Source organism: Embleya sp. NPDC059237, assembly GCF_042754105.1.
Taxonomy (GTDB): domain Bacteria; phylum Actinomycetota; class Actinomycetes; order Streptomycetales; family Streptomycetaceae; genus Embleya.
In genome coordinates, this window is sequence record NZ_JBHZAE010000024.1 from 103,456 (window position 1) to 121,003 (window position 17,548).

The 17,548-nt window shown below is 72.8% G+C and carries 17 protein-coding genes; 5 read left to right on the forward strand and 12 right to left on the reverse strand.

The features are described 5' to 3' along the window. Window positions 1-27: 27 nt before the first annotated feature. From ACFXKZ_RS46175 to ACFXKZ_RS46190, 4 genes are all read right to left on the reverse strand, one after another. Complete coding sequence (locus ACFXKZ_RS46175) at window positions 28-1,287, reverse strand: pyridoxal phosphate-dependent aminotransferase (protein ID WP_380012228.1); 1,260 nt, start codon at window positions 1,285-1,287, stop codon at window positions 28-30. Then, on the reverse strand, window positions 1,284-2,705 hold the full coding sequence (locus ACFXKZ_RS46180) for a KamA family radical SAM protein (RefSeq protein WP_380012231.1): 1,422 nt from the start codon (window positions 2,703-2,705) through the stop codon (window positions 1,284-1,286). Before ACFXKZ_RS46180 ends, ACFXKZ_RS46175 begins: the two co-directional genes overlap by 4 nt. Window positions 2,706-2,815: 110 nt before the next feature. Further along, complete coding sequence (locus tag ACFXKZ_RS46185) at window positions 2,816-3,916, reverse strand: glutamate--cysteine ligase (RefSeq protein ID WP_380012234.1); 1,101 nt, start codon at window positions 3,914-3,916, stop codon at window positions 2,816-2,818. Between the two features lie 531 nt (window positions 3,917-4,447). After that, on the reverse strand, window positions 4,448-4,870 hold the full coding sequence (locus tag ACFXKZ_RS46190; RefSeq protein WP_380012237.1) for a hypothetical protein: 423 nt from the start codon (window positions 4,868-4,870) through the stop codon (window positions 4,448-4,450). Window positions 4,871-5,157: 287 nt separating this feature from the next. Between ACFXKZ_RS46190 and ACFXKZ_RS46195 the strand changes: the two genes are divergently transcribed. Continuing rightward, window positions 5,158-6,291 carry a PP2C family protein-serine/threonine phosphatase gene (locus ACFXKZ_RS46195; RefSeq protein ID WP_380012240.1) on the forward strand — a complete coding sequence of 378 codons (1,134 nt, stop codon included), beginning with the start codon at window positions 5,158-5,160 and terminating at the stop codon, window positions 6,289-6,291. Here the strand turns inward: ACFXKZ_RS46195 and ACFXKZ_RS46200 are convergent. Continuing rightward, entirely contained in the window at window positions 6,288-7,268 is a 981-nt protein-coding gene (locus ACFXKZ_RS46200; protein ID WP_380012243.1) for a GlxA family transcriptional regulator, read from the reverse strand. The two genes, ACFXKZ_RS46195 and ACFXKZ_RS46200, sit on opposite strands and share 4 nt — an antisense overlap. Before the next feature lie 71 nt (window positions 7,269-7,339). Here ACFXKZ_RS46200 and ACFXKZ_RS46205 point away from each other — a divergent pair, with 71 nt between their 5' ends. Together ACFXKZ_RS46205 and ACFXKZ_RS46210 are read left to right on the forward strand one after the other, a co-directional pair. Then, window positions 7,340-7,981: an HD domain-containing protein gene (locus tag ACFXKZ_RS46205; protein WP_380012246.1), complete on the forward strand. Its 642-nt coding sequence runs from the start codon at window positions 7,340-7,342 to the stop codon at window positions 7,979-7,981. Window positions 7,982-8,075: 94 nt separating this feature from the next. Continuing rightward, window positions 8,076-8,984 (forward strand): aminoglycoside phosphotransferase family protein, encoded by a 909-nt coding sequence (locus tag ACFXKZ_RS46210; protein ID WP_380012249.1) that lies wholly within the window; start codon window positions 8,076-8,078, stop codon window positions 8,982-8,984. 50 nt (window positions 8,985-9,034) lie between these two features. Here the strand turns inward: ACFXKZ_RS46210 and ACFXKZ_RS46215 are convergent, their stop codons facing one another. The 4 genes from ACFXKZ_RS46215 to ACFXKZ_RS46230 form a co-directional block, all read right to left on the reverse strand. Further along, window positions 9,035-9,388, reverse strand: a complete 354-nt coding sequence (locus ACFXKZ_RS46215; RefSeq protein ID WP_380012252.1) for a GIY-YIG nuclease family protein — start codon at window positions 9,386-9,388, stop codon at window positions 9,035-9,037. Between the two features lie 252 nt (window positions 9,389-9,640). Beyond that, window positions 9,641-10,888, reverse strand: a complete 1,248-nt coding sequence (locus ACFXKZ_RS46220; protein ID WP_380012255.1) for a VWA-like domain-containing protein — start codon at window positions 10,886-10,888, stop codon at window positions 9,641-9,643. Further along, window positions 10,885-12,135, reverse strand: a complete 1,251-nt coding sequence (locus tag ACFXKZ_RS46225; protein ID WP_380012258.1) for an AAA family ATPase — start codon at window positions 12,133-12,135, stop codon at window positions 10,885-10,887. Before ACFXKZ_RS46225 ends, ACFXKZ_RS46220 begins: the two co-directional genes overlap by 4 nt. A 161-nt stretch (window positions 12,136-12,296) precedes the next feature. Beyond that, window positions 12,297-13,721, reverse strand: coding sequence for a hypothetical protein (locus ACFXKZ_RS46230; protein ID WP_380012261.1), 1,425 nt, complete (start codon window positions 13,719-13,721; stop codon window positions 12,297-12,299). A 172-nt stretch (window positions 13,722-13,893) separates the two neighbouring features. On the opposite strand from ACFXKZ_RS46230, the gene ACFXKZ_RS46235 reads away from it, so the two are divergent. Continuing rightward, window positions 13,894-14,712, forward strand: coding sequence for an inositol monophosphatase family protein (locus ACFXKZ_RS46235; RefSeq protein ID WP_380012264.1), 819 nt, complete (start codon window positions 13,894-13,896; stop codon window positions 14,710-14,712). A 21-nt stretch (window positions 14,713-14,733) separates the two neighbouring features. On the opposite strand, the gene ACFXKZ_RS46240 is transcribed toward ACFXKZ_RS46235, so the two are convergent. After that, window positions 14,734-15,432, reverse strand: coding sequence for a hypothetical protein (locus tag ACFXKZ_RS46240; protein WP_380012267.1), 699 nt, complete (start codon window positions 15,430-15,432; stop codon window positions 14,734-14,736). Window positions 15,433-15,712: 280 nt separating this feature from the next. Here ACFXKZ_RS46240 and ACFXKZ_RS46245 point away from each other — a divergent pair, with 280 nt between their 5' ends. Beyond that, window positions 15,713-16,159, forward strand: a complete 447-nt coding sequence (locus ACFXKZ_RS46245) for a DUF6193 family natural product biosynthesis protein (protein ID WP_380012270.1) — start codon at window positions 15,713-15,715, stop codon at window positions 16,157-16,159. Between the two features lie 107 nt (window positions 16,160-16,266). Here the strand turns inward: ACFXKZ_RS46245 and ACFXKZ_RS46250 are convergent, their stop codons facing one another. Together ACFXKZ_RS46250 and ACFXKZ_RS46255 are read right to left on the reverse strand one after the other, a co-directional pair. Then, window positions 16,267-16,773: a hypothetical protein gene (locus tag ACFXKZ_RS46250; RefSeq protein ID WP_380012273.1), complete on the reverse strand. Its 507-nt coding sequence runs from the start codon at window positions 16,771-16,773 to the stop codon at window positions 16,267-16,269. Window positions 16,774-16,836: 63 nt separating this feature from the next. Then, a complete protein-coding gene (locus ACFXKZ_RS46255; RefSeq protein ID WP_380012276.1) occupies window positions 16,837-17,451 on the reverse strand; it encodes a dihydrofolate reductase family protein in 615 nt (204 codons plus the stop codon). Window positions 17,452-17,548 lie beyond the last annotated feature (97 nt).

Here is a 17,548-nt window from a genome sequence, read left to right on the forward strand (position 1 = left end):
GGGGGAGCGGGCTCGGCCGCCGAGTGTTCAGCCGCCGAGTGCGCCGAAACCCGCCTCGATGGCGGCGAGTCCGGCGCGGACATGGGGCAGTTCGGTGGGGGCGGGATCCGCCAGCGCGGCCTCCTGCTCGGCGATCGTGTCGCCGTACAGCATGCTGGTGGCGGCCTTGAACCGCAGCGCGTCCGGGTCGTCGCCCAGGAGGTGGCCGGCCAACACCGCGATGCCGCACTCGTCCAGCAGTCGGCGCTGTAGGGACGTCGAGTCGGTGACGCCGAGCGCGCCGAGCGGACCGCGCAGCGGCTCGAAGTCCGGGTAGACGTAGAACGCGCCCGTCGGCGGCCGACACTCGGCGCCCGCCGCGACCGCGAGCATGTACACCGCCCGGGCCACGGCTCCGTGCAGCCGGGCACTCGCGGCCAGGCGCTCGCGGATCTCCGGAGGCTCCTCGTACACGTACCGCGCGACCTCCTGCATGGGGCGGGCCAGGGTCGACCACAACTCGCTGGCCACCGCGACCACTTCGGCCCGGATACCGGCACCTCGCACACCCGCCGGGAAACGCGCCGCGCCGATCCGCCAACCGCCCAGCGCCAGGCTCTTGGACAACCCCGTGGTCACCACGGTGCGTTCCGGGACCACCTCCGCCGGACCGAGCAGTTCGGTGGCCTTCGGATCGTGCACGACGTCGCGGTAGATCTCGTCCGAGACGACCAACAGGTCCTCCGCCTCGGCGATCGTGCAGAGCCGGCGCACCACGTCCGGCGGTGCGAGCGTCCCGGTCGGATTGTCCGGCAGGGTGAACACCACGATGCGCGGGTCGAGCCCGTCGGCCCGGGCGGCGCGGATCCGCGCCCGCAAAACGTCCGGATCGGGAACTCCCCCGTAGTCGCGGGGAATCGGCACCCCGATCGGCGTCTTGCCGGCCAATCGGACCTGTGGCGCGTAGGAGTTCCAACACGGCCGGGGCAACAACACGTCGCCCGGGACGACATGTTGGATCGCCATCAGCAGCGGTTTGCTGCCCGGTGCCAGTACGACCTGTTCCGGATCGGTGGGCAGCCGGCGTCGGGCGAAGTATCCCGCCACCGCGGCGCGGACCGCGAGATCACCGGCCACCGGGCCGTATGCGTTGGTCGGCGCCCCGGCCCGCAACCGGTCGAGGAGCGGGGCGAAGACGGGCAGCCGGGACTCGCCGAACCCGAGGTGCACGATCGGCACCCCCGCGGCCCGGCGGCGATCCACGACCTCGTTGAGCGCCAGATTGGGCGAGGTGCACCAGGTGGTCATCGCCGCATCGCCTCCGCCGGCCGAAGGTCGTACCTGCTCCGCCGCCGCGCCCGGCCGGCGAGCCCCTGCGGGGAGCCCGGGGCGCTTGTGCCGCTCATGTCGCTGCGGCCGGATGTGCCCACCGCCGCCGCGATGTCGGCGGGGGTGTCCGGGGCGAGTACAAGGTCGTCCAGCCAGGTGGCGCCGGCGTCGTAGCGTGCCCGGAACGGGCGGGCGACCAGGGCCGGTTCCCGTGCCTGGAGCATCCGCAACCGGAAGTAGCGGCCGTTGCCGTCGTCCTCGACGCCGTCGACGAGCACCTTGCCCGGCGTCGCCGACATCACCGGCCCGCGGACCGTGCGGGCCAGGCCGGGCAGCGTGCGATAGGCGCCGCGGAAGATCTCCGCGGCCCGGGCCAGCGGTACCGCGAAGTACTCGTGCGGGCCGGTGTCGCGCTCGACGAACATGTAGTACGGGACCGCCCCGCAGGCCAGTTCGGCCCGCCACAGCCGAGCCCACACCGCAGCGTCGTCGTTGACGTGCGCGATCAGCGGAGCCTGGCAGTACACGAGCGCGCCGGTGCCGCGAATGCGCGCGAGGGCCCGGCGGGCGAGCTCGGTCTCCAACTCCCGGGGATGGCTGAAGTGCGCCATCACGGCGATGTTGCGCCCGGAGGCGACGACCTCCTCGAACAGGCGCAGCAGGTCGTCGGCGTCGTGGTCGGTGACGAACCGATGCGGCCAGTAGGCGGGCGACTTGGTGCCGATGCGGATGGTGCGCACCGTCTCGACGCCCAGGATCGGTTCCAGGTGTGCGCGCAGCCGTTCGGTGGACATCACCAACGGATCGCCCCCGGTGACCAGGACGTCCTCGACCTCCGGATGCACCGCCAGGTAGGCCAGGAGCCCGTCGGGAGTCGGCGCCGCGAAGCGCAGGTCGGGGTCGCCGACGAACTGCGCCCAGCGGAAGCAGTACGTGCAGTAGGCGTGGCAGGTCTGGCCCTGCCCGGGAAAGTGGAGCACCGTCTGCCGGTACTTGTGCTGCAACCCCCGCACCTCGGCCTCGCCCACGCGCGGCACGTTGAGTTGCCGCTGTCCGGACGGATGCGGATTGAGGCCGTCGCGGATGTGCCGTACCAGGGAGCGCAGTTCGGTCCTGTCCCCCGGCGCGCGGGCCAGTTCGGCCAGTCGGCGTTCGTCGGCCGGGTCGAGCATGCCGCGTTGCGGGAAGACCAGCCGGAAGATCGGATCGTCGGGGATGTCGTCCCAGTCGACGAGGTTGGACAGGACGTACTCGTTGACCCGGAACGGCAGTACGCACGCGACCGCGCGGATGGTCTCGCGGATGTCGTCGGACAGACCGTAGCGGTCCGCGATCTCGTCCAGGTGATGCGGTCCCAGAGCCCGGAAACGTTCGGCGGCGGGCGTGGTTGTGGGCATCGACGACATGACGAACTCCCGGAGATGTCAGGGTTCACGGATTCATGGCTGGGCGGAGGAGAGTGGGCGCCGCATGCGTGTGCGCGGGCCGCCGACGGGGGCCTCGGGGGCTACTCGCCCTGTTGCTCGGTGGCGTCCGCGAGGTAGCGGACCACGTCGGTGTATCGGTGCCGGCGTTCGAAGACCAGGCGTTGGCGCCGTGCCCCGCAACCGTCGCGGCGCAGGCCGGCGAGGGTTCGGGCGACGTGGGGGAGGTCGCCCGCCGCGTCCAGGTGGTCGCGTACCCGCTCGATCAGCGCGTCGACCATCGTGTTCGCCGGGACGAGTTCCCCGCTCTCCGGATGTACGGCCATGCCTTCGAGGCCGTCGCGGGCCGCGCGCCAGCGGGCCGCGACCAGCACCTCCGCCGGGATGTCCGGAGCGGGTTCGCCCGCGCGGATCGCGGTCAGCGCGTCGGCGACCGACGCGCGCACCAGGACGGCGAGCAGCACGGCCTCGTCGACCGTGGTCGCCACGTCCGGCGCCCGGACCTCCACCGTCGGCCAGGACGCCGACGGGCGTGCGTCCCAATAGATCATCTTGCGGTCCTTGATGGCACCGGTGGCGATCAGGCCGGCGACGGCGTGCTCATAGGCGCTTACCGAGGTCAGTCGGGGCGGAATGCCGGAGCAGGGCCACATGGTGTTGACAATGCTGCGCCAACTGGCGTGCCCGGTGTCGTGTTCGTCGCGGAACGGCGAGTTGGCGCCGAGCGCGATCAGGGTGGGCAGCCAGGGGCGGAGCCGGCAGGTCACCTGTACGGCGGTCTCCGGGTCGAGGGTGCCGACGTGGATGTGGCAGCCGCAGTTGACGAACGTGTCGGTCAGGTCGCCGTATCGGGCCGACTGGTCGTGCCGCCTCGGGGCGTCGATGAGCAGCGGTCCGGGAGCAGGTGCGATGACGGGGGTGGCGCCGGCGACGAGGCGACAGTCGAACACGGCCGCCGCCTCCGTGCAGTCGCGCCGCGATCGCACGAGGTGGGCGCGTAGTTCGTCTGCGGTGTGTGCGACGGGACTGGCCGACTCCACCTGGTAGCGGGTGGCTTCCAGACGTGTGGTGTCCGCGTCGGCGACCTTGGCCAGGACGAGTTCGGCGCGTGGGGCGGGCGCGCCGGTGCGGGCGTCGACGAGCAGGAATTCCTCCTCGACGCCGATCGTCGGGGTCGGCGTCACGACGGCGGAGGGTGCTTCCCCGGAGGCGGACCGGGTTGCGGGCCGGGCGGGGGATTCGGGCTGCCGGAGTATGAAGCGGGAACCTGCCATCGGAAGTCCTTCGGCCATCCGGGCGCGCCCGGCAACGAACCGGCGCACGGACGGGTGGGCTGTTTCGGATCCGGGCCGAACGGGAGACGGCCGGCCGGGTCTGGAATGCCGCGGTGGTCTTGCGCGACCGGAACCGGGCGGTGACTGGTGCGCCGCTCGGCGGTCGCACCGGACGGCACCCGAATGGCGAGTGCCGGTCCGATTTCCAGCTTCGCGGTTGGTCCGGAGCATCGCCAGTCGACACGAAAGGGCCCGGGAGGGGCCGGTGACGGCGGTGGGTGGGGGTTGCGCGGGTCCGGGGCGGTGGGGCGGGGTCGCGTCCGCTCGTTGCTCCGACGGGGTGTGGCGGGTCGGTTACCGTGCGGGTTTCGGTGACTGCGCGACTACCGCGCCACTACGGAGCGACGCCGACGCGAATACTGCGCGACTACGGAGCGACGACTACGCGACACCGATGGCGCCGAGGGCGTACTCGACCGCCCTGGCGAGTTCGTCCGCGGTCACCGGGCGGGCGACGAAGCCGTCGTGGTCGTCGAGTTCGTCGACCCGCTGGTCGGCCACGTCGAGGGCGAGATGTTCGGCGAACTCCGCGACCGCCCCGGCGTCACCGTCGAAGTCGGCGGCCCGGTCGGTGGGCGCGTCGAAGAGTACGCCGATCCACAGGTCAGGATCGCGCATCACCAGCGCCTCGCCCAGATGTACCCCGCACCCGGGCGGACCGTCCTCGTCGCCGACGGCCGGCGAGCGGCCCAGCATCGGCACGCCGCGCTCGTCGGTCGGGCCGCCGCACGCGTGCGCCGACGCCGCGCCCAGCGGACAGCGCCGGCCGTGCTCCTGATCCTCGATGTGCGTGCCGCGTGCCATCACCGCTCCTGTCCACGACTGCCGCCGATGCCGATCGCGACCGACGCCGTGCGCGCGTATGTCCGCGCGCCCACCGCCTCGCCACGCCGCCGAGTCCAACACGGGGGACGACCGACTCGAAGGCAAACGCGCCGTACCGGAGCACGGCATGCCACGAATGCCGTAATCCGACCGTCCGGCGACCCTGTCTGCCCGACGGTGATCGATCGTCACGCGATGTGCCGCCGACCCCGGCGCGGCGGGGTTCGGTCGCGCGAGGCTGTCGCGGGAGGGGCACACCCGGACACGTGGTACTCCGACGGCGTCTCGCGGAGTTCCGGCATCCATGGCAAACGGCCCATGCACTGCCGGTACTCACCGTCGTACTGATCGTGGTGATCACGGTCGTGGACCTGATCTCCTCACCCGACGTGCACCTCGGCCCGCTCCTGGTCGTGGCGCCCGCGCTGGCCGCCTCGTTCGCCGGGCCGCGGCTGACCGCCGGGATCGGGGCCGTCGCCGTCGGCGCCCAAATGCTCATCGCCGCGCTGCGCGGGGGCCTGGGCACCCGAAACCACCTCATGCAGGTCATCGCCGTCGCCATGATCTCCGTACTGGTGTGGTACCTGTGTCTGCGCCGCGAACAGCGCCGACGCGAGGTGGTCCGGCTCCGTTCGGTCGCCGAGGCCGCACAGCGGGTCCTGCTTCGGCCGCTGCCGCGTCGAGTCGGCTCGTTGCGGATCGCGTCGTTCTATCTGGCCGCCGACGACGAGGCGCAGATCGGCGGTGACCTGTACGCGCTCGCCCGCACCGACGTCGGGATCCGCCTGATCATCGGCGACGTCCGCGGCAAGGGCCTTGCCGCCATCGGCGACGCCGCGCAACTGCTCGGCGCGTTCCGTGAGGGCGCCCACCGGTTCGCCGCGCTGCCCGAGCTGGCCGCCGCGCTGGAGGAGAGCATCTGCCGCTACCTGGCCGAGTTGTCCCCGACCGACACGGACGCGGACGAGCGTTTCATCACCGGCATCGTCGCGGATCTGCGCGAGCACGACGGCGTGGGCGCGCTGACCACCTTCGGACACCCGCCCCCGCTGCTCCTGCGCGACGGCCGGGTGCATACCCTCGACGCGCGGCGGCCCGCACCCCCGCTGGGCCTGTGCCAGGGCATCGACGCCGCCGACTACGTGGTCGACACCTTCACGCTCCATGCCCGGGACATCCTGGTGTTGTACACCGACGGAGTGATCGAGGCGCGGGCGCCCGACGGTACGTTCTATCCCCTGACCGAACGTGTCGCGGGGTGGAGCGACCTCGGCCCCGAGGGCCTGCTCGACCACCTCCGGCACGACCTGCCGGCGTACGTCGGCGGCCGGCTCGCGGACGACGCCGCCGTGGTCGCGATCGAACGCACCCCCACGCTGCCGCCGGGCCGGCGGTGCTAGGCCCTGTCGAAGGTGGCGCGGTAGGCGCTGGGGGGTACGCCGAGGCGGCGTTTGAAGAGGGTGCGCAGGTTGGCGGGGGTGCCGAGGCCGGATCGGCGGGCCACGGCGGCCATGGACAGGTCGGAGTCCTCGAGGAGTTCGCGGGCCCGGTCGACGCGGGCGTCGGACAACCACTGCATGGGCGGCAGTCCGGTCTCCTCGTGGAAGCGGCGGATGAGGGTGCGCCGGGACAGCCGGGCCCGTCTGGCCAGCACGTCGACGGTCAGCGGTTCGTCCAGGTGCCGCAGTGCCCAGGCGCGCAACTCGTCGAGCCCGCCGCCGCGTTCGGGCGGGGTGGGGTGGGCGATGTACTGCGCCTGGCCGCCCGCGCGATGTGGGGCGGCGACGAGGGCGCGGGCCCGTTGATTGGCGATCGTGGCGCCGAGGTCGGCGCGGATGATGTGCAGGCATAGGTCGATGCCGGCGGCCACGCCCGCCGAGGTCAGCACGTTGCCCTCGTCGACGTAGAGCACCTGCGGTTCGATGCGCACCGACGGGTATCGGTGGGCCAGTTCGGCGGCGCGTTGCCAGTGGGTGGTGGCGCGACGGCCGTCCAGCAGTCCCGCGCCGGCCAGGACGAACGCGCCGGTGCAGATCGACACCATGCGGGCGCCTCGGGCGGCGGCCTCGGCGAGGGCGGTGCGCAGTCGCGGCGACGGGGGGTCGGGCGGGACCAGGCCGGGCACGACGATCGTGTCGGCGTCGGCGAGGGCGTCCAGACCGCGGTCGACGAGCAGCGACGGGCCGCCGTGGAGCGGGACGGGGCCGGGGTGCTCGGTGCAGACGGTGACCCGGTACGGGCTTCCCTCCCAGTCGCCGAACGCCTGGATCGGGATGCCGAAGTCCAGGGCCAGGAATCCCGGTTGGGCCAGGACGACGACGTGGTGGGGCGGGCGTGGCACCGGGGCGTCGGCGCCGGTACGGACTACGGCGGGCATGGCACGATGCTATCGATCAATGGCAATCGTGCCACTGCCTCGGGCGCCGATCCGCCGACTACGGTCGGGGCATGGACACAGTCGCCGCCGTTCCCACCACGCCCCTGGCCCACCGGACGATCGAGTACGTGCGGGCTCGCACGTCGCGGCCGACCGCGGAGCACAGTTTCCGCAGCTACCGGTTCGCCGTTTTGCAGGCCGCGTACGACGGGCTGCGGCCCGGCGCGGACTTCGACCCCGACCTGCTGTTCTCGGCCTGCGCGCTGCACGACCTCGGGACCTCGCCCGACGCCGAGGGCCGGCAACGATTCGAGGTCGAAGGGGCCGACATGGCCGCGGAGTTCCTGACCGGAGGCGGCGTGGCCGCCGCCGACGTCGACCGGGTCTGGGAGGCCATCGCGCTGCACACCTCGGCCGGGATCGCCGAGCGCCGCGGCACGCTGGCGTACCTGACCCGCAGGGGCATCGCCATCGATTTCGGCGTGGACACCGAATGTGTCGACGACGCCCAGGCCCGGGTGATCCACGCCGAACACCCCCGGCTGCGGATGGCCGAGACCCTGACCGGGGAAATCGTCCGCCACGCCCGCCGGAATCCGCAGAACGCCCCCCGCTACAGCCTCCCCGGCGAATTGCTCCGCGAACGGGGCGAGGACGGGACGGGCCGCACCGGGATGGAGGCGGGGGCGGCGGCCTCGCGCTGGGGTGAGTGAGCGGGCCGTCCGGGGTGGAGGTGCGCCGCGGGTGCGGGGCGGCGGGCGGGAAAACGGTTGACGGGTGTCGTGGGTGGCGGTCGGATGGTCGGTGATGAACACAGGCCAGATGCACTCCGATATGCACCCCGTCGACGGCGACCTCGTGCGGCGGTTGATCGCCGGGCGGTTCCCCCGATGGGCGGGACTGCCGGTGGAGCGGTTTCCGTCGGGCGGCACGGTGAACGCGATGTACCGACTGGGCGAGGACATGGTCGTGCGGTTGCCGCTGGTGCGCGGCGGGGCCGCGGACGTCACGTTGGAGCGGGAGTGGTTGCCGCGCCTCGCCGGGCTGCTGCCGACGGCCGTGCCGGAGGTGCTCGGCGCGGGGGAGCCGGCCGACGGGTATCCCTGGCCGTGGTCGGTGTACCGGTGGCTGGCGGGGGAGAACCCGGAGCCGGGGGCACTGCGGGCACCCGCGCGGCTGGCCGAGGACCTGGCCGGGTTCGTGGCGGCGATGCGCGAGCTCGCGTTGCCGGGAGCGCCGGCGGCCTACCGGGGCGGACCGCTCGCCGCGCTCGACGCCTCGACCCGGTCGGCGATCGAGGAACTGCGCGCGATCCCGGCGGAGGGCGTCGACTGCGATGCCGCGATCGCGGTATGGGAGGACGGACTGCGGGCCGACGCGGGGCGGAACGAGCCGGTGTGGCTGCACGCCGACCTCATGCCGGGCAACCTGCTGGTGGACGGCGCCGGGCGGTTGACGGCGGTGATCGACTTCGGCTGCCTGGGGGTGGGCGACCCGGCCTGCGACCTGGTCCCGGCCTGGAACCTGCTGCCCGCCGGCGCGAGGCGGACCTTCCGCGACGCCCTCGACGTCGACGACGCGACCTGGACCCGGGGTCGGGCCCGCACGCTGTCCCAGGCCGTGATCGCCCTCCCGTACTACCGCGAAACCAACCGGGCGATGACCACCAACGCCCGCCACGTACTGGCGGCGATACTGGGCGAACAGGACGCCTGATCCACGCGATTGCCTTTGTTTTGATCCACGCGGTCGCCTGCGGCCACGATCTACGCGGTTGCCTTCGCCTTGAGGGTGGCGATGTGGTCGAGCAGGCGAGGGTCGGCGCGGAACCATTCGCCGCGGAGGCGGAGGTCTTGGAACGCCGCGTGCAGGCGGCGTTCGTCGGCGATCGAACCGGGTTCGGTGTGCAGGACCTCGCCCGGGGCGGACTGGGCCAGTCGCCGGCGCAGGTCGGTGGTGAAGCCGATCTTGATCCGTCGATCGGTGCGGACGAAGTAGACGAGCCCCTCGCCGAGCATGGTGACCTCGGTGGGTTGTCGGCGCGGGCGCCGGCCGGAGGGGGTCTCCTCCTCGTCGTCGCCCGGTAGGCCGTCATGGGCGAACTCGCAGGTGGCGGCCACATGTTCGGCGCACAGCGGAACCGGGGCGTCGGGGAGGGCCGGTGCACGGCACCCGCCGTCGGGGCGGGGCGCGATGCACAGGCCGGTGGCGTCGCTGATGATGACCTCCTCGGCAGGCCGACCATTCCCGGGTCGTCGACACGACTGCGGGAACCCCCATGTTTCCACCCCGGTCCGACACCGCGACGCCGGGGACGGCGATGTCGACACCATGCCGCCGACACCCGATCGCCGGTGGACTCCCGTGGGCGCTCAGGGAGTTGGGCCGATCCTTACCACGCGGGCCCAGTCGGGTGGCAGGTCCGGAGTGTACTCGGGGTTGTCCTCGTATGCGGAATAGTCGCGGATGCGGGGGAACAGGCCCACCACCGTGCGGCAGGACGGGCGGGCACTGGGCCAGGGGGTCTGACCGTCCGTCAACACCACGACGACGTCGGGGCGAGGGCTGCGGCGCAGGGCCTTGGCGAAGCCCGAGCGCAGGTCGGTACCGCCGCCGCCGAGCAGCGTGATGCCCTCGCCGTCGCACAGCGGTTGTACGATCCGGGCCGCCGCGTCGCACGAGACCACAGTGACCAGATCGCGCCGGCCGCCCACGGCGCGGGAGATGGCGGCCACTTCGAGGAGGGCGCTGCCCAGTTCGGCGTCGCTCACCGACGCGGACGTATCGACCACCACGGCCACCCGAGGCGGCTTGCGGCGCAGGCTCGGCAACACGACGCCGGGCACGCCGGCCGAACGGCGGGCCGGCCGACCGTATGTGTAGTCGTCCGCACCGCCGGCACCGGCCACCGCCGAGCGCACCGCCGCGCCCAACAACTGCCGCCACGGCTGCGGCGGATGGAATACCTCTTCGGCCCACCGCCGCCACGACTTCGAGGCATGCCCGGGCCGGCCCCTGATGCCCTGCGCCACCCGGAACCGGACCGCGTCCCGTTCGTGCTCGCTCAGGCCGTGCGCGCCGTCCGGCCCCAGATCCCACTCCCGATCCAACCCGTCGGCGCCGCTGCCGCAGTCCAGCCATGCCAGGTCCTGCGTGACCAGTCCCATCACGATCTCGCGCAGGTAGGTCTCCATCAACTCGCCCTCGGACAGCCCGAACAAGCCCGGCAGCACGGCGCCTTCGGGCCGGGGCAGTCCGTCGTCGAACGCGTCGTCGTTGATCTCGCAGTCGGCGGCGAGGTTCATCCGCAGCCGGTCACCGCGGCCGGTCAACCCGCGCTCGTGCGCCACCCGGTCGCTGCGCCCGTGGTGGTCGCGAAGCAGATGCGACACCTCGTGCACCCATACGGAGGCCAGTTCCTCCTCGGGTGTTCGGGCCACGAACACCGGCGAGACGTAGCACCGCCAGTGTCGGTCGACGGCCATCGTCGACACCGTCCGCGACTCGACCACGTGCAGCGCGTACAGGGCGGTGGCCAGGTACGGGCGGGCGCGGGCGGCGTACAGGCGGGCGGCGTAGAGCTTGTCCAGGTCGAGCGCTCCCGACGCGTCGGTGATCATCGGCCGGCCCGTGCGGTCACCGCGGACCGGGCCGCCGCCCGGTCCGCGCGCCGGGACAGCGACACCGCTCCGGCCAGCCGTTCGATCGATGCCGGCACCTCCCAGTCCTGGTCGCGCAGCGAGGCGAGGGCGGTGGCGGGGACGACCACCAGGTCCGGGGCGCCGGTGTCGAGCGCGCGGACCAGGATCGCCCAGGCCGCGTCCCAGCGGGGCTTGTCCGGGCGGTTGCGGACCGCCTCGACCACGCCGTCGAGTACGGCCTGACGCAGGTCCCCGCGCTCGGGCAGGATCGCGCGGGAAGGGTCGGCGAGCAGGTCCTCGGGGTCCGGGAGGTCCATCCGGTCCAGGGCGGCCAGCAGTTCGAGTCCCGGGCCGTCCCCGACGGTGCCCCTGACCAGCAGGGACAACACGTCGCGGGAGGATCCGGCCGCGGTGGCGAAGGCGATCAGCGACACCGTCATGTCCCAGCTGCGCGGCGACGGCCAGGCGCCGCCGCGACGGGTTTCCGTGGTGGGAAGGAGGTGGACGAGCTTGGGGCGGGTGGCGAGCAGGCCGCAGACCGCCCGGCGGGCGAAGGCCACGGCCTCGGCGAGTCGGGTCGGATCCAGGACGGGCAGGGTGGCATGCGGCCAGGTGCCGCCGAGGCCGCGCACCACGACGTCGTGGTCGTGTACCCATTGGAGGTGTACGAAGCGGTTCGCCATCGGCGGGCTCAGCTCCCAACCGTCGGCGGCCGACCCGCGTGGGTTGGCGGCGGCCACGATCCGGATGCCGGGCGGCAGTTGCAGGGCGCCGACCCGGCGTTCGAGGACGAGTCGGAGCAGGGCGGCCTGTACGGCCGGCGGCGCGGTGGACAACTCGTCCAGGAACAGCAGTCCGCGTCCGGCGCGTACGAGGCGAACGGCCCACTCCGGCGGGGCCATCGGAACACCGTTGGTCGCCGGATCGTCGCCGACGATGGGCAGGCCGGAGAAGTCCGAGGGTTCGTGCACGCTGGCGATCACGGTGGTGAGCGGCAGATCCAGGGTGTCGGCGAGTCGGGTGAGCGCGGCGGTCTTGCCGATCCCGGGTTCACCCCACAGCAGTACGGGCAGGTCGGCGGCCACGGCCAGGGTCAGGGCCTCCAGTTGGGTGTCGGGACGGGGCTCGGTGGCGGTGTCCCGCAGGAGGGCCAACAACTCGGCGGCCACGTCGAGTTGGGGCGTGTTGCGAGGTGCGGTGGTGGTGAGTGGGGCGGGTGTACGCATGGTTGATCACCTTTTGGGTTCGGTGGGGGGCGTCGGGCGCGCGAAGGTACACACACTGAAGTGCACCCGCAGCGCGCCGCGAAGTGCGTGCGGCGGCGCGCCCGACGGCGCACACGTGCGTGCGTCGGCTCGAAGTGCCCGGGGCGGTCGACGGGTTCGCGTCAGTGCGGGTTCATGTTCCGCGGATGGGCGCGGCGGGTGTGTGGGGGACGTGGACGGTTCGGGAGCGGGATGCGGTCGGGCGCCGGTCCGCCCAGGCCGGCTCGGAACAACCCGTGGGTGATCAACCGTTCGGCGGCGTCTTCCAGTTCGTCGCGGAGAAGGCCGCCGCGCGGCAGTGCGTCGGGGCCGAGCAGGCTCTCGACGACGGCGAGCGCGCCGGCGATGTCGCCGTGGTCCAGACGTTCGCGGACGCCCGCGATGCAGTCCGGGCGGCGGTGTGCCGCGTCGATGGCCTGGAGGCAGGGCAGCGGGGTGCCGGTCAGCGCGTGCAGCAGTTCCTCGCGACGGATTTCGGCCGGATCGTGGTCGAGCGGCGCCAGTACGCCGTCGACCAGGCCGATCCGATGGCGCGAGCCCCGGCATTCCACGATGTCGGGTCGTCCCGAGGCGTGGTCCGCGAGGACGGGTGCCGCGCCCGGGACATGACCCCGTACCAATGCCGCGGCGACCAGCGGGTGCAGCCGATCGGGCTCGATCAGGCCGGCGCGCAGCAGTTCCAGGTCGGGCGGTATCCAGGTGGCCGCGTCGGGCAGGACCGGCAGCCCGGTGATGTCGCCGCCGGCGGGTCGCGGTTCGACGGCTGCGAGCCGTACCGTCGACGGCCCGGGACCGTCGTCGTCCGCGACCACGTGCAGGACCAGCCGGCGACGGCCCTCGCAGCGCACCGCGACCGCGCCGGTGCCGGTGGGTCGCCCCGCGGCCCGGAGCAGGATCGCGGCCTCGGCGGCCCATCGGTCGACGGCGCACTCGGCCGGGACCGGTCCCGGCCAAGCCGGATCCGGGCCCGAACTCCCGTCGCAGGGCGGCCGATCGGCCCCGGAACGGATCCACAGCTCGTCGCTGCGGCGGGCGTCCCAGAGATGTCGGTGCAGGTCCAGGCGGAACCGTCGATGGGGATGGCGGTGCGGATGGTGACGGAAGCCGGTGGCGTCGCGGTGCGATCCGTCCCACAGGGCGAGGGCGATGCGCTGACCGGCGTCCGCCCACGCGGGTGGGGTGCGGGCCACCAGGTGCACCGGGCGCGTGCCGCCCTGCTCCCCGACGTCGTACCGCGCCAGGGAGACGGTCAGACCCGGGCGCAGCAGCCCGTCGGGAGCGATCCTCGGCATGTGCCAGCGCAGCAGATCCGGTGCCAGACCACGCAGGTCGTCCCGGATCCTGGCGGCGAACTCCCCGCCACGCGTGCGGGCTTCGAAGCGGAGATCGATGTCGACGTCGACACCTGCGGCGGTGCAGGCGGCCTGCCAGTCACCGGCCAGCCGGCGCGTGGTCGCGGTCTCGATCATGGAGGGCGGCACGGCGAACTCGCGCACGCGCAGCCAGAGGGTGAGGCGGGAATCCCGATTCGCGATCGCGGTGAGCATCAGCACTCACCTTGCGCGGTGGGGACCCCCAATCCGTTTACGGAGTGAGTAGTCATCGGCAGGAGCCTAGCGCCCTCGACCTCGGAGGGCCAGGGACCCCCCTTGTCGGGGTCGGGCGCTCGACGTGTTCGCCGCGCGCGGGCTCGTCGAGAGCGGCGCGTAGGCTCCCCATATGGCGATCTTGAAGATGGAGACGGATGCGGGGCTGGCCGTACGGGCGGCGCGGGCGGGTTCGGCCGTGGTGCGCGGGATGTACGGGACGTCGCCGGAGCGGTTCGACAAGGGCGCCGGAGACTTCGCCACGGCCGCCGATCTGGACGCGGAGCAGGCCATCCTGGACGCCCTCCGCGACGCGCGGCCCGACGACGCGGTCACCGGCGAGGAGAGCGGCCCCACCGGTACGGCCGGCGCGGAACGCCGGTGGCTGGTCGATCCGTTGTGCGGCACGTTGAACTACGCCGTGGGCAACATGTTGGTCGCGGTGAACGTGGCCCTGCGGGTGGGCGCCGAGACCGTCGCGGCGGCCGTGGCGGATCCGTTCGCCGACGAGGTGTTCTGGACCGACGGTTCCGGGGCGTACCGCCGACTCGGCGGCGAGGACCGGGACTTGGTGCCGTCGTCGGGATCGCGGCTGGTGGATGTGAACCTGGATCCGCCGTTTCCCAACGCGCCGTCGTTCCGCGCGGTCCGGCTCCTCGCCGACCCGGACTTCGTCGCGGGTTTCCGGCCGCGCGTGGTGTCCACCACTCTGGCCGTCGCGTGGGTGGCCGCCGGCCGCCGGGCCGCCTATGTCACCGACGGCGACCTGCGCGACAGCGTGCACTTCACCGCCGGCATCGCGTTGTGTGAGGCCGCCGGCTGCGTGGTGACGGACCTGTACGGCCGACCGCCGTACACCGGGGCGGCCGGCCTGATCGCCGCGGCCGACCGGGAAACCCACACCGCGCTCCTGGACATGATCCGCCGGCAGGCCCCCGCGGCCGACCGGTAGGCGGGATCGGCCGGGCACGCGTCACTCGCCCCGAGGCGCCGATGGGTCGGGGTTGGAAACAGGGTGCGGGATGGGGTCGGAAACAGGGCCGGGCTCGGGATCCGGTCGGCGGCTCGGCAGGCGGAGGTGTCGTCGCGTCGTCGCCGTCACCACGACCGCCATCAGCAGCGCGCCCGCCGCGTGGGCGAGGGCGAGCATCATTCGCGAGTGCAGGAAACCCATCTCCGACCGGATCTGCCCGTCGAGTGGCCCGCTCCAGTCCTTGCCGACCAGGCCCAACAGGCGGGTGAGCGTGGTGAACACGAGTATCCCCACGGCCGACACCAGCACCGGGGCAGGGCCGATCCCGGCGCGTCCGGCGTTGCCCGTCCGCCGGTGCCCCGAGCGGCACAGGACGCCGAAGCCGCGCGAAGGGCCGTACCAGGCCGAGCGGTTCCGGCAGACCAGCGCGGTCCACCACACGACCAGGGCGATCATTGTCACGCTCGTGACGAAGACCGCCGAGGCGGCCGCGTCGGTGGCGCCGTTCCCGCGCGGCACCATCCGCGCACCGGTCGACAGCGCCTCCGGCTCGACCGATGTGTGCACGCGCGACGCCAGGCCGGCCCGCCAGTCCCGATAGACGAAATACGCGTACACATCCGCCACGACCACCCCCAACGACGCCGCGCCCGCCGCGATCCCCGCACACCACAAACGCCCGGACGCAACGGGGGACACATCCGAATCCCCCACCCGGACCGCCAAGTTAGCCAAACCCACGGATCGACCGCCCACGGCCCGCCCCTCGCTCTGTAATTCCCGCGCCTCCCAAGAATGCTGACCCGGATGCCCCCCGACCAGCCCGCACCCACATCGGCCCGACCGACCGGCATCGCGGTGGACATGGGCGCACATCCCGGCCGGGCGAGGGCCCGATTCGGGTGCCCAGCGTGGATTGGGCGTTGTGTGGGGGTGTGCGGGGCTTCACAGGGAGGTGGGGCGGCGTCAGACTGTCGCGATGAACTCGAATCCCTCCGATCCGGCCGCAGTGCGTGCGCGTGAGTCCGCGGAGGTGGTCGAGGCGCAGTGGCAGAGGGTGTCGAGGTCGTGGGCGTCGAGGCGGTTGCGACACGAGATCGACCGGCCTGACGGGTCGTATCCGCGCACCGTCGAACTGCTCGAAGCGGCGGGCGCGGAACCGGCGTTGCGGCAGTTGTTTCCGTTCACCAGCCACTACAACCTGCATTTCAGCAGCTGCACTCACTTCCCCTACGTGGTGCGCGTGCCGTTCGTCGAGCCGCTGCAGCACGGGCGGTTTCGGATTCGTGAGCGGGGCACCGGGGACGTGTTCGACGAAGTGGGCTCCGCTCGGGAGGCCGTTGCCGTGCTGTTGGCCCACGCGCCGGCGGATCTGGGGCCGGCGGTGGCGGGAAACGCCTCCGACTTCGGCACGTTCGAGGTGTGAGGCCCCGGGTCGCTCGGGGCGAGCGGCTCGGGGCGGTGGGGCTATTTGTGGTGACGAGGCGGGCGGCGCAGGTGGGCGACGCGGATGACTGAGTCGGCGTGTGACGGCTACGTCGTCGGGTCGGGGTGCGCGTCGGCGTTCGGCTCGATCCACGTGGCATGTTGGAGGGCGTTGTCGATCGTGTCGGCCAGGGCGTGGAGTTGGTCGGCCCAGTCCGGGCGGGACATGGTCAGCGGTGCGATGCGGGCGCAGCCGGTCGTGGTGAGCACCGCGACCGTCTCGGCGGGGGTCAGGGGCACCGCGCCGATCACCGGTCCGGCCGGACTGGCGTACGGGTCCAGGTACGGCAGCAGGTCCCGGTCGACGCCGGGCCGGGCCAGACCGGGGCGGGGGTCCACCTCGGTCGGCCCGTACGGACGCAACTCGGCGAGCGTGTGTTCGATGGCGCCGGCGAGGGCCCAGGCGGGGCCGCCCGGCCGGCCCAGACCGCACAGCCAGGCGCCGGCCCGACCGCCGGCCGCGGTGATCCGCTCCAGGGCCGCGCGTTGTTCGGGGGAGATCTGCGGGTCCGTGGCGGGGCGGGAACCGTCGGGCGGCGAGGCGTGGTTGCTCATACCCCGTTGAACGAGCGACGGCCGAACACGATGCTGTGCATGCCGGGGACACCCGCGACCGGTCTACCGACCGGCCTGGGACAGGTGCACCTTGGCGTCGTCGTACGAGGCGTCGCCGGCCGCCGCGGCCGGGCCATACACCAGGTGGAGCACGCCGGACCCGAACGCCTTCGACGAGATCAGCCGCATCGGGATCGCCCCCTCGCCCTCGGTGAACAACCGCATGCCGGTGCGCACCGCGATCGGATGCACGAACAGGTTCAGCTCGTCCAGCAGCCCGGCGTCCAGCAACAGGCGCACGATCGAGACCGAGCCGCTGATCGAGATGTCCGCGCCCGGCTCGTCCTTGAGCGCGGTGACGGCGCTCACGACATCACCGCGCAACTGCTCGGAGTTGCGCCAGGTGAAGGTCAGCTCGCTGCGCGACACCACGATCTTGCGCGCGTCGCCGATCGCCTTCCCGAAGGCGGCGTCGTCGCCACCGGCCGTCTCCCGCTCGGGCCAGGCGCCGGCGAAGCTGTCGTACGTCTTGCGACCCAGCAGGAGGGTGTCGGACGTTTCGAGCAGCGCGCCGACGGCCGCGCCCATCTCGTCGTCGAAGTAGGGGAAGTGCCACTGGTCGGGCGCCTCCACGACCCCGTCGAGCGAGATGAACAGGCCGGCGGTGATCTTCCTCATGATGTGCTCCAGAGTGCTGCGGTCGATGCGGTGTCGATGTCATGGAGGTAGACGACGACCGCCCGCAAAACTCATCGGTGCGGGTGGGACCCGATGG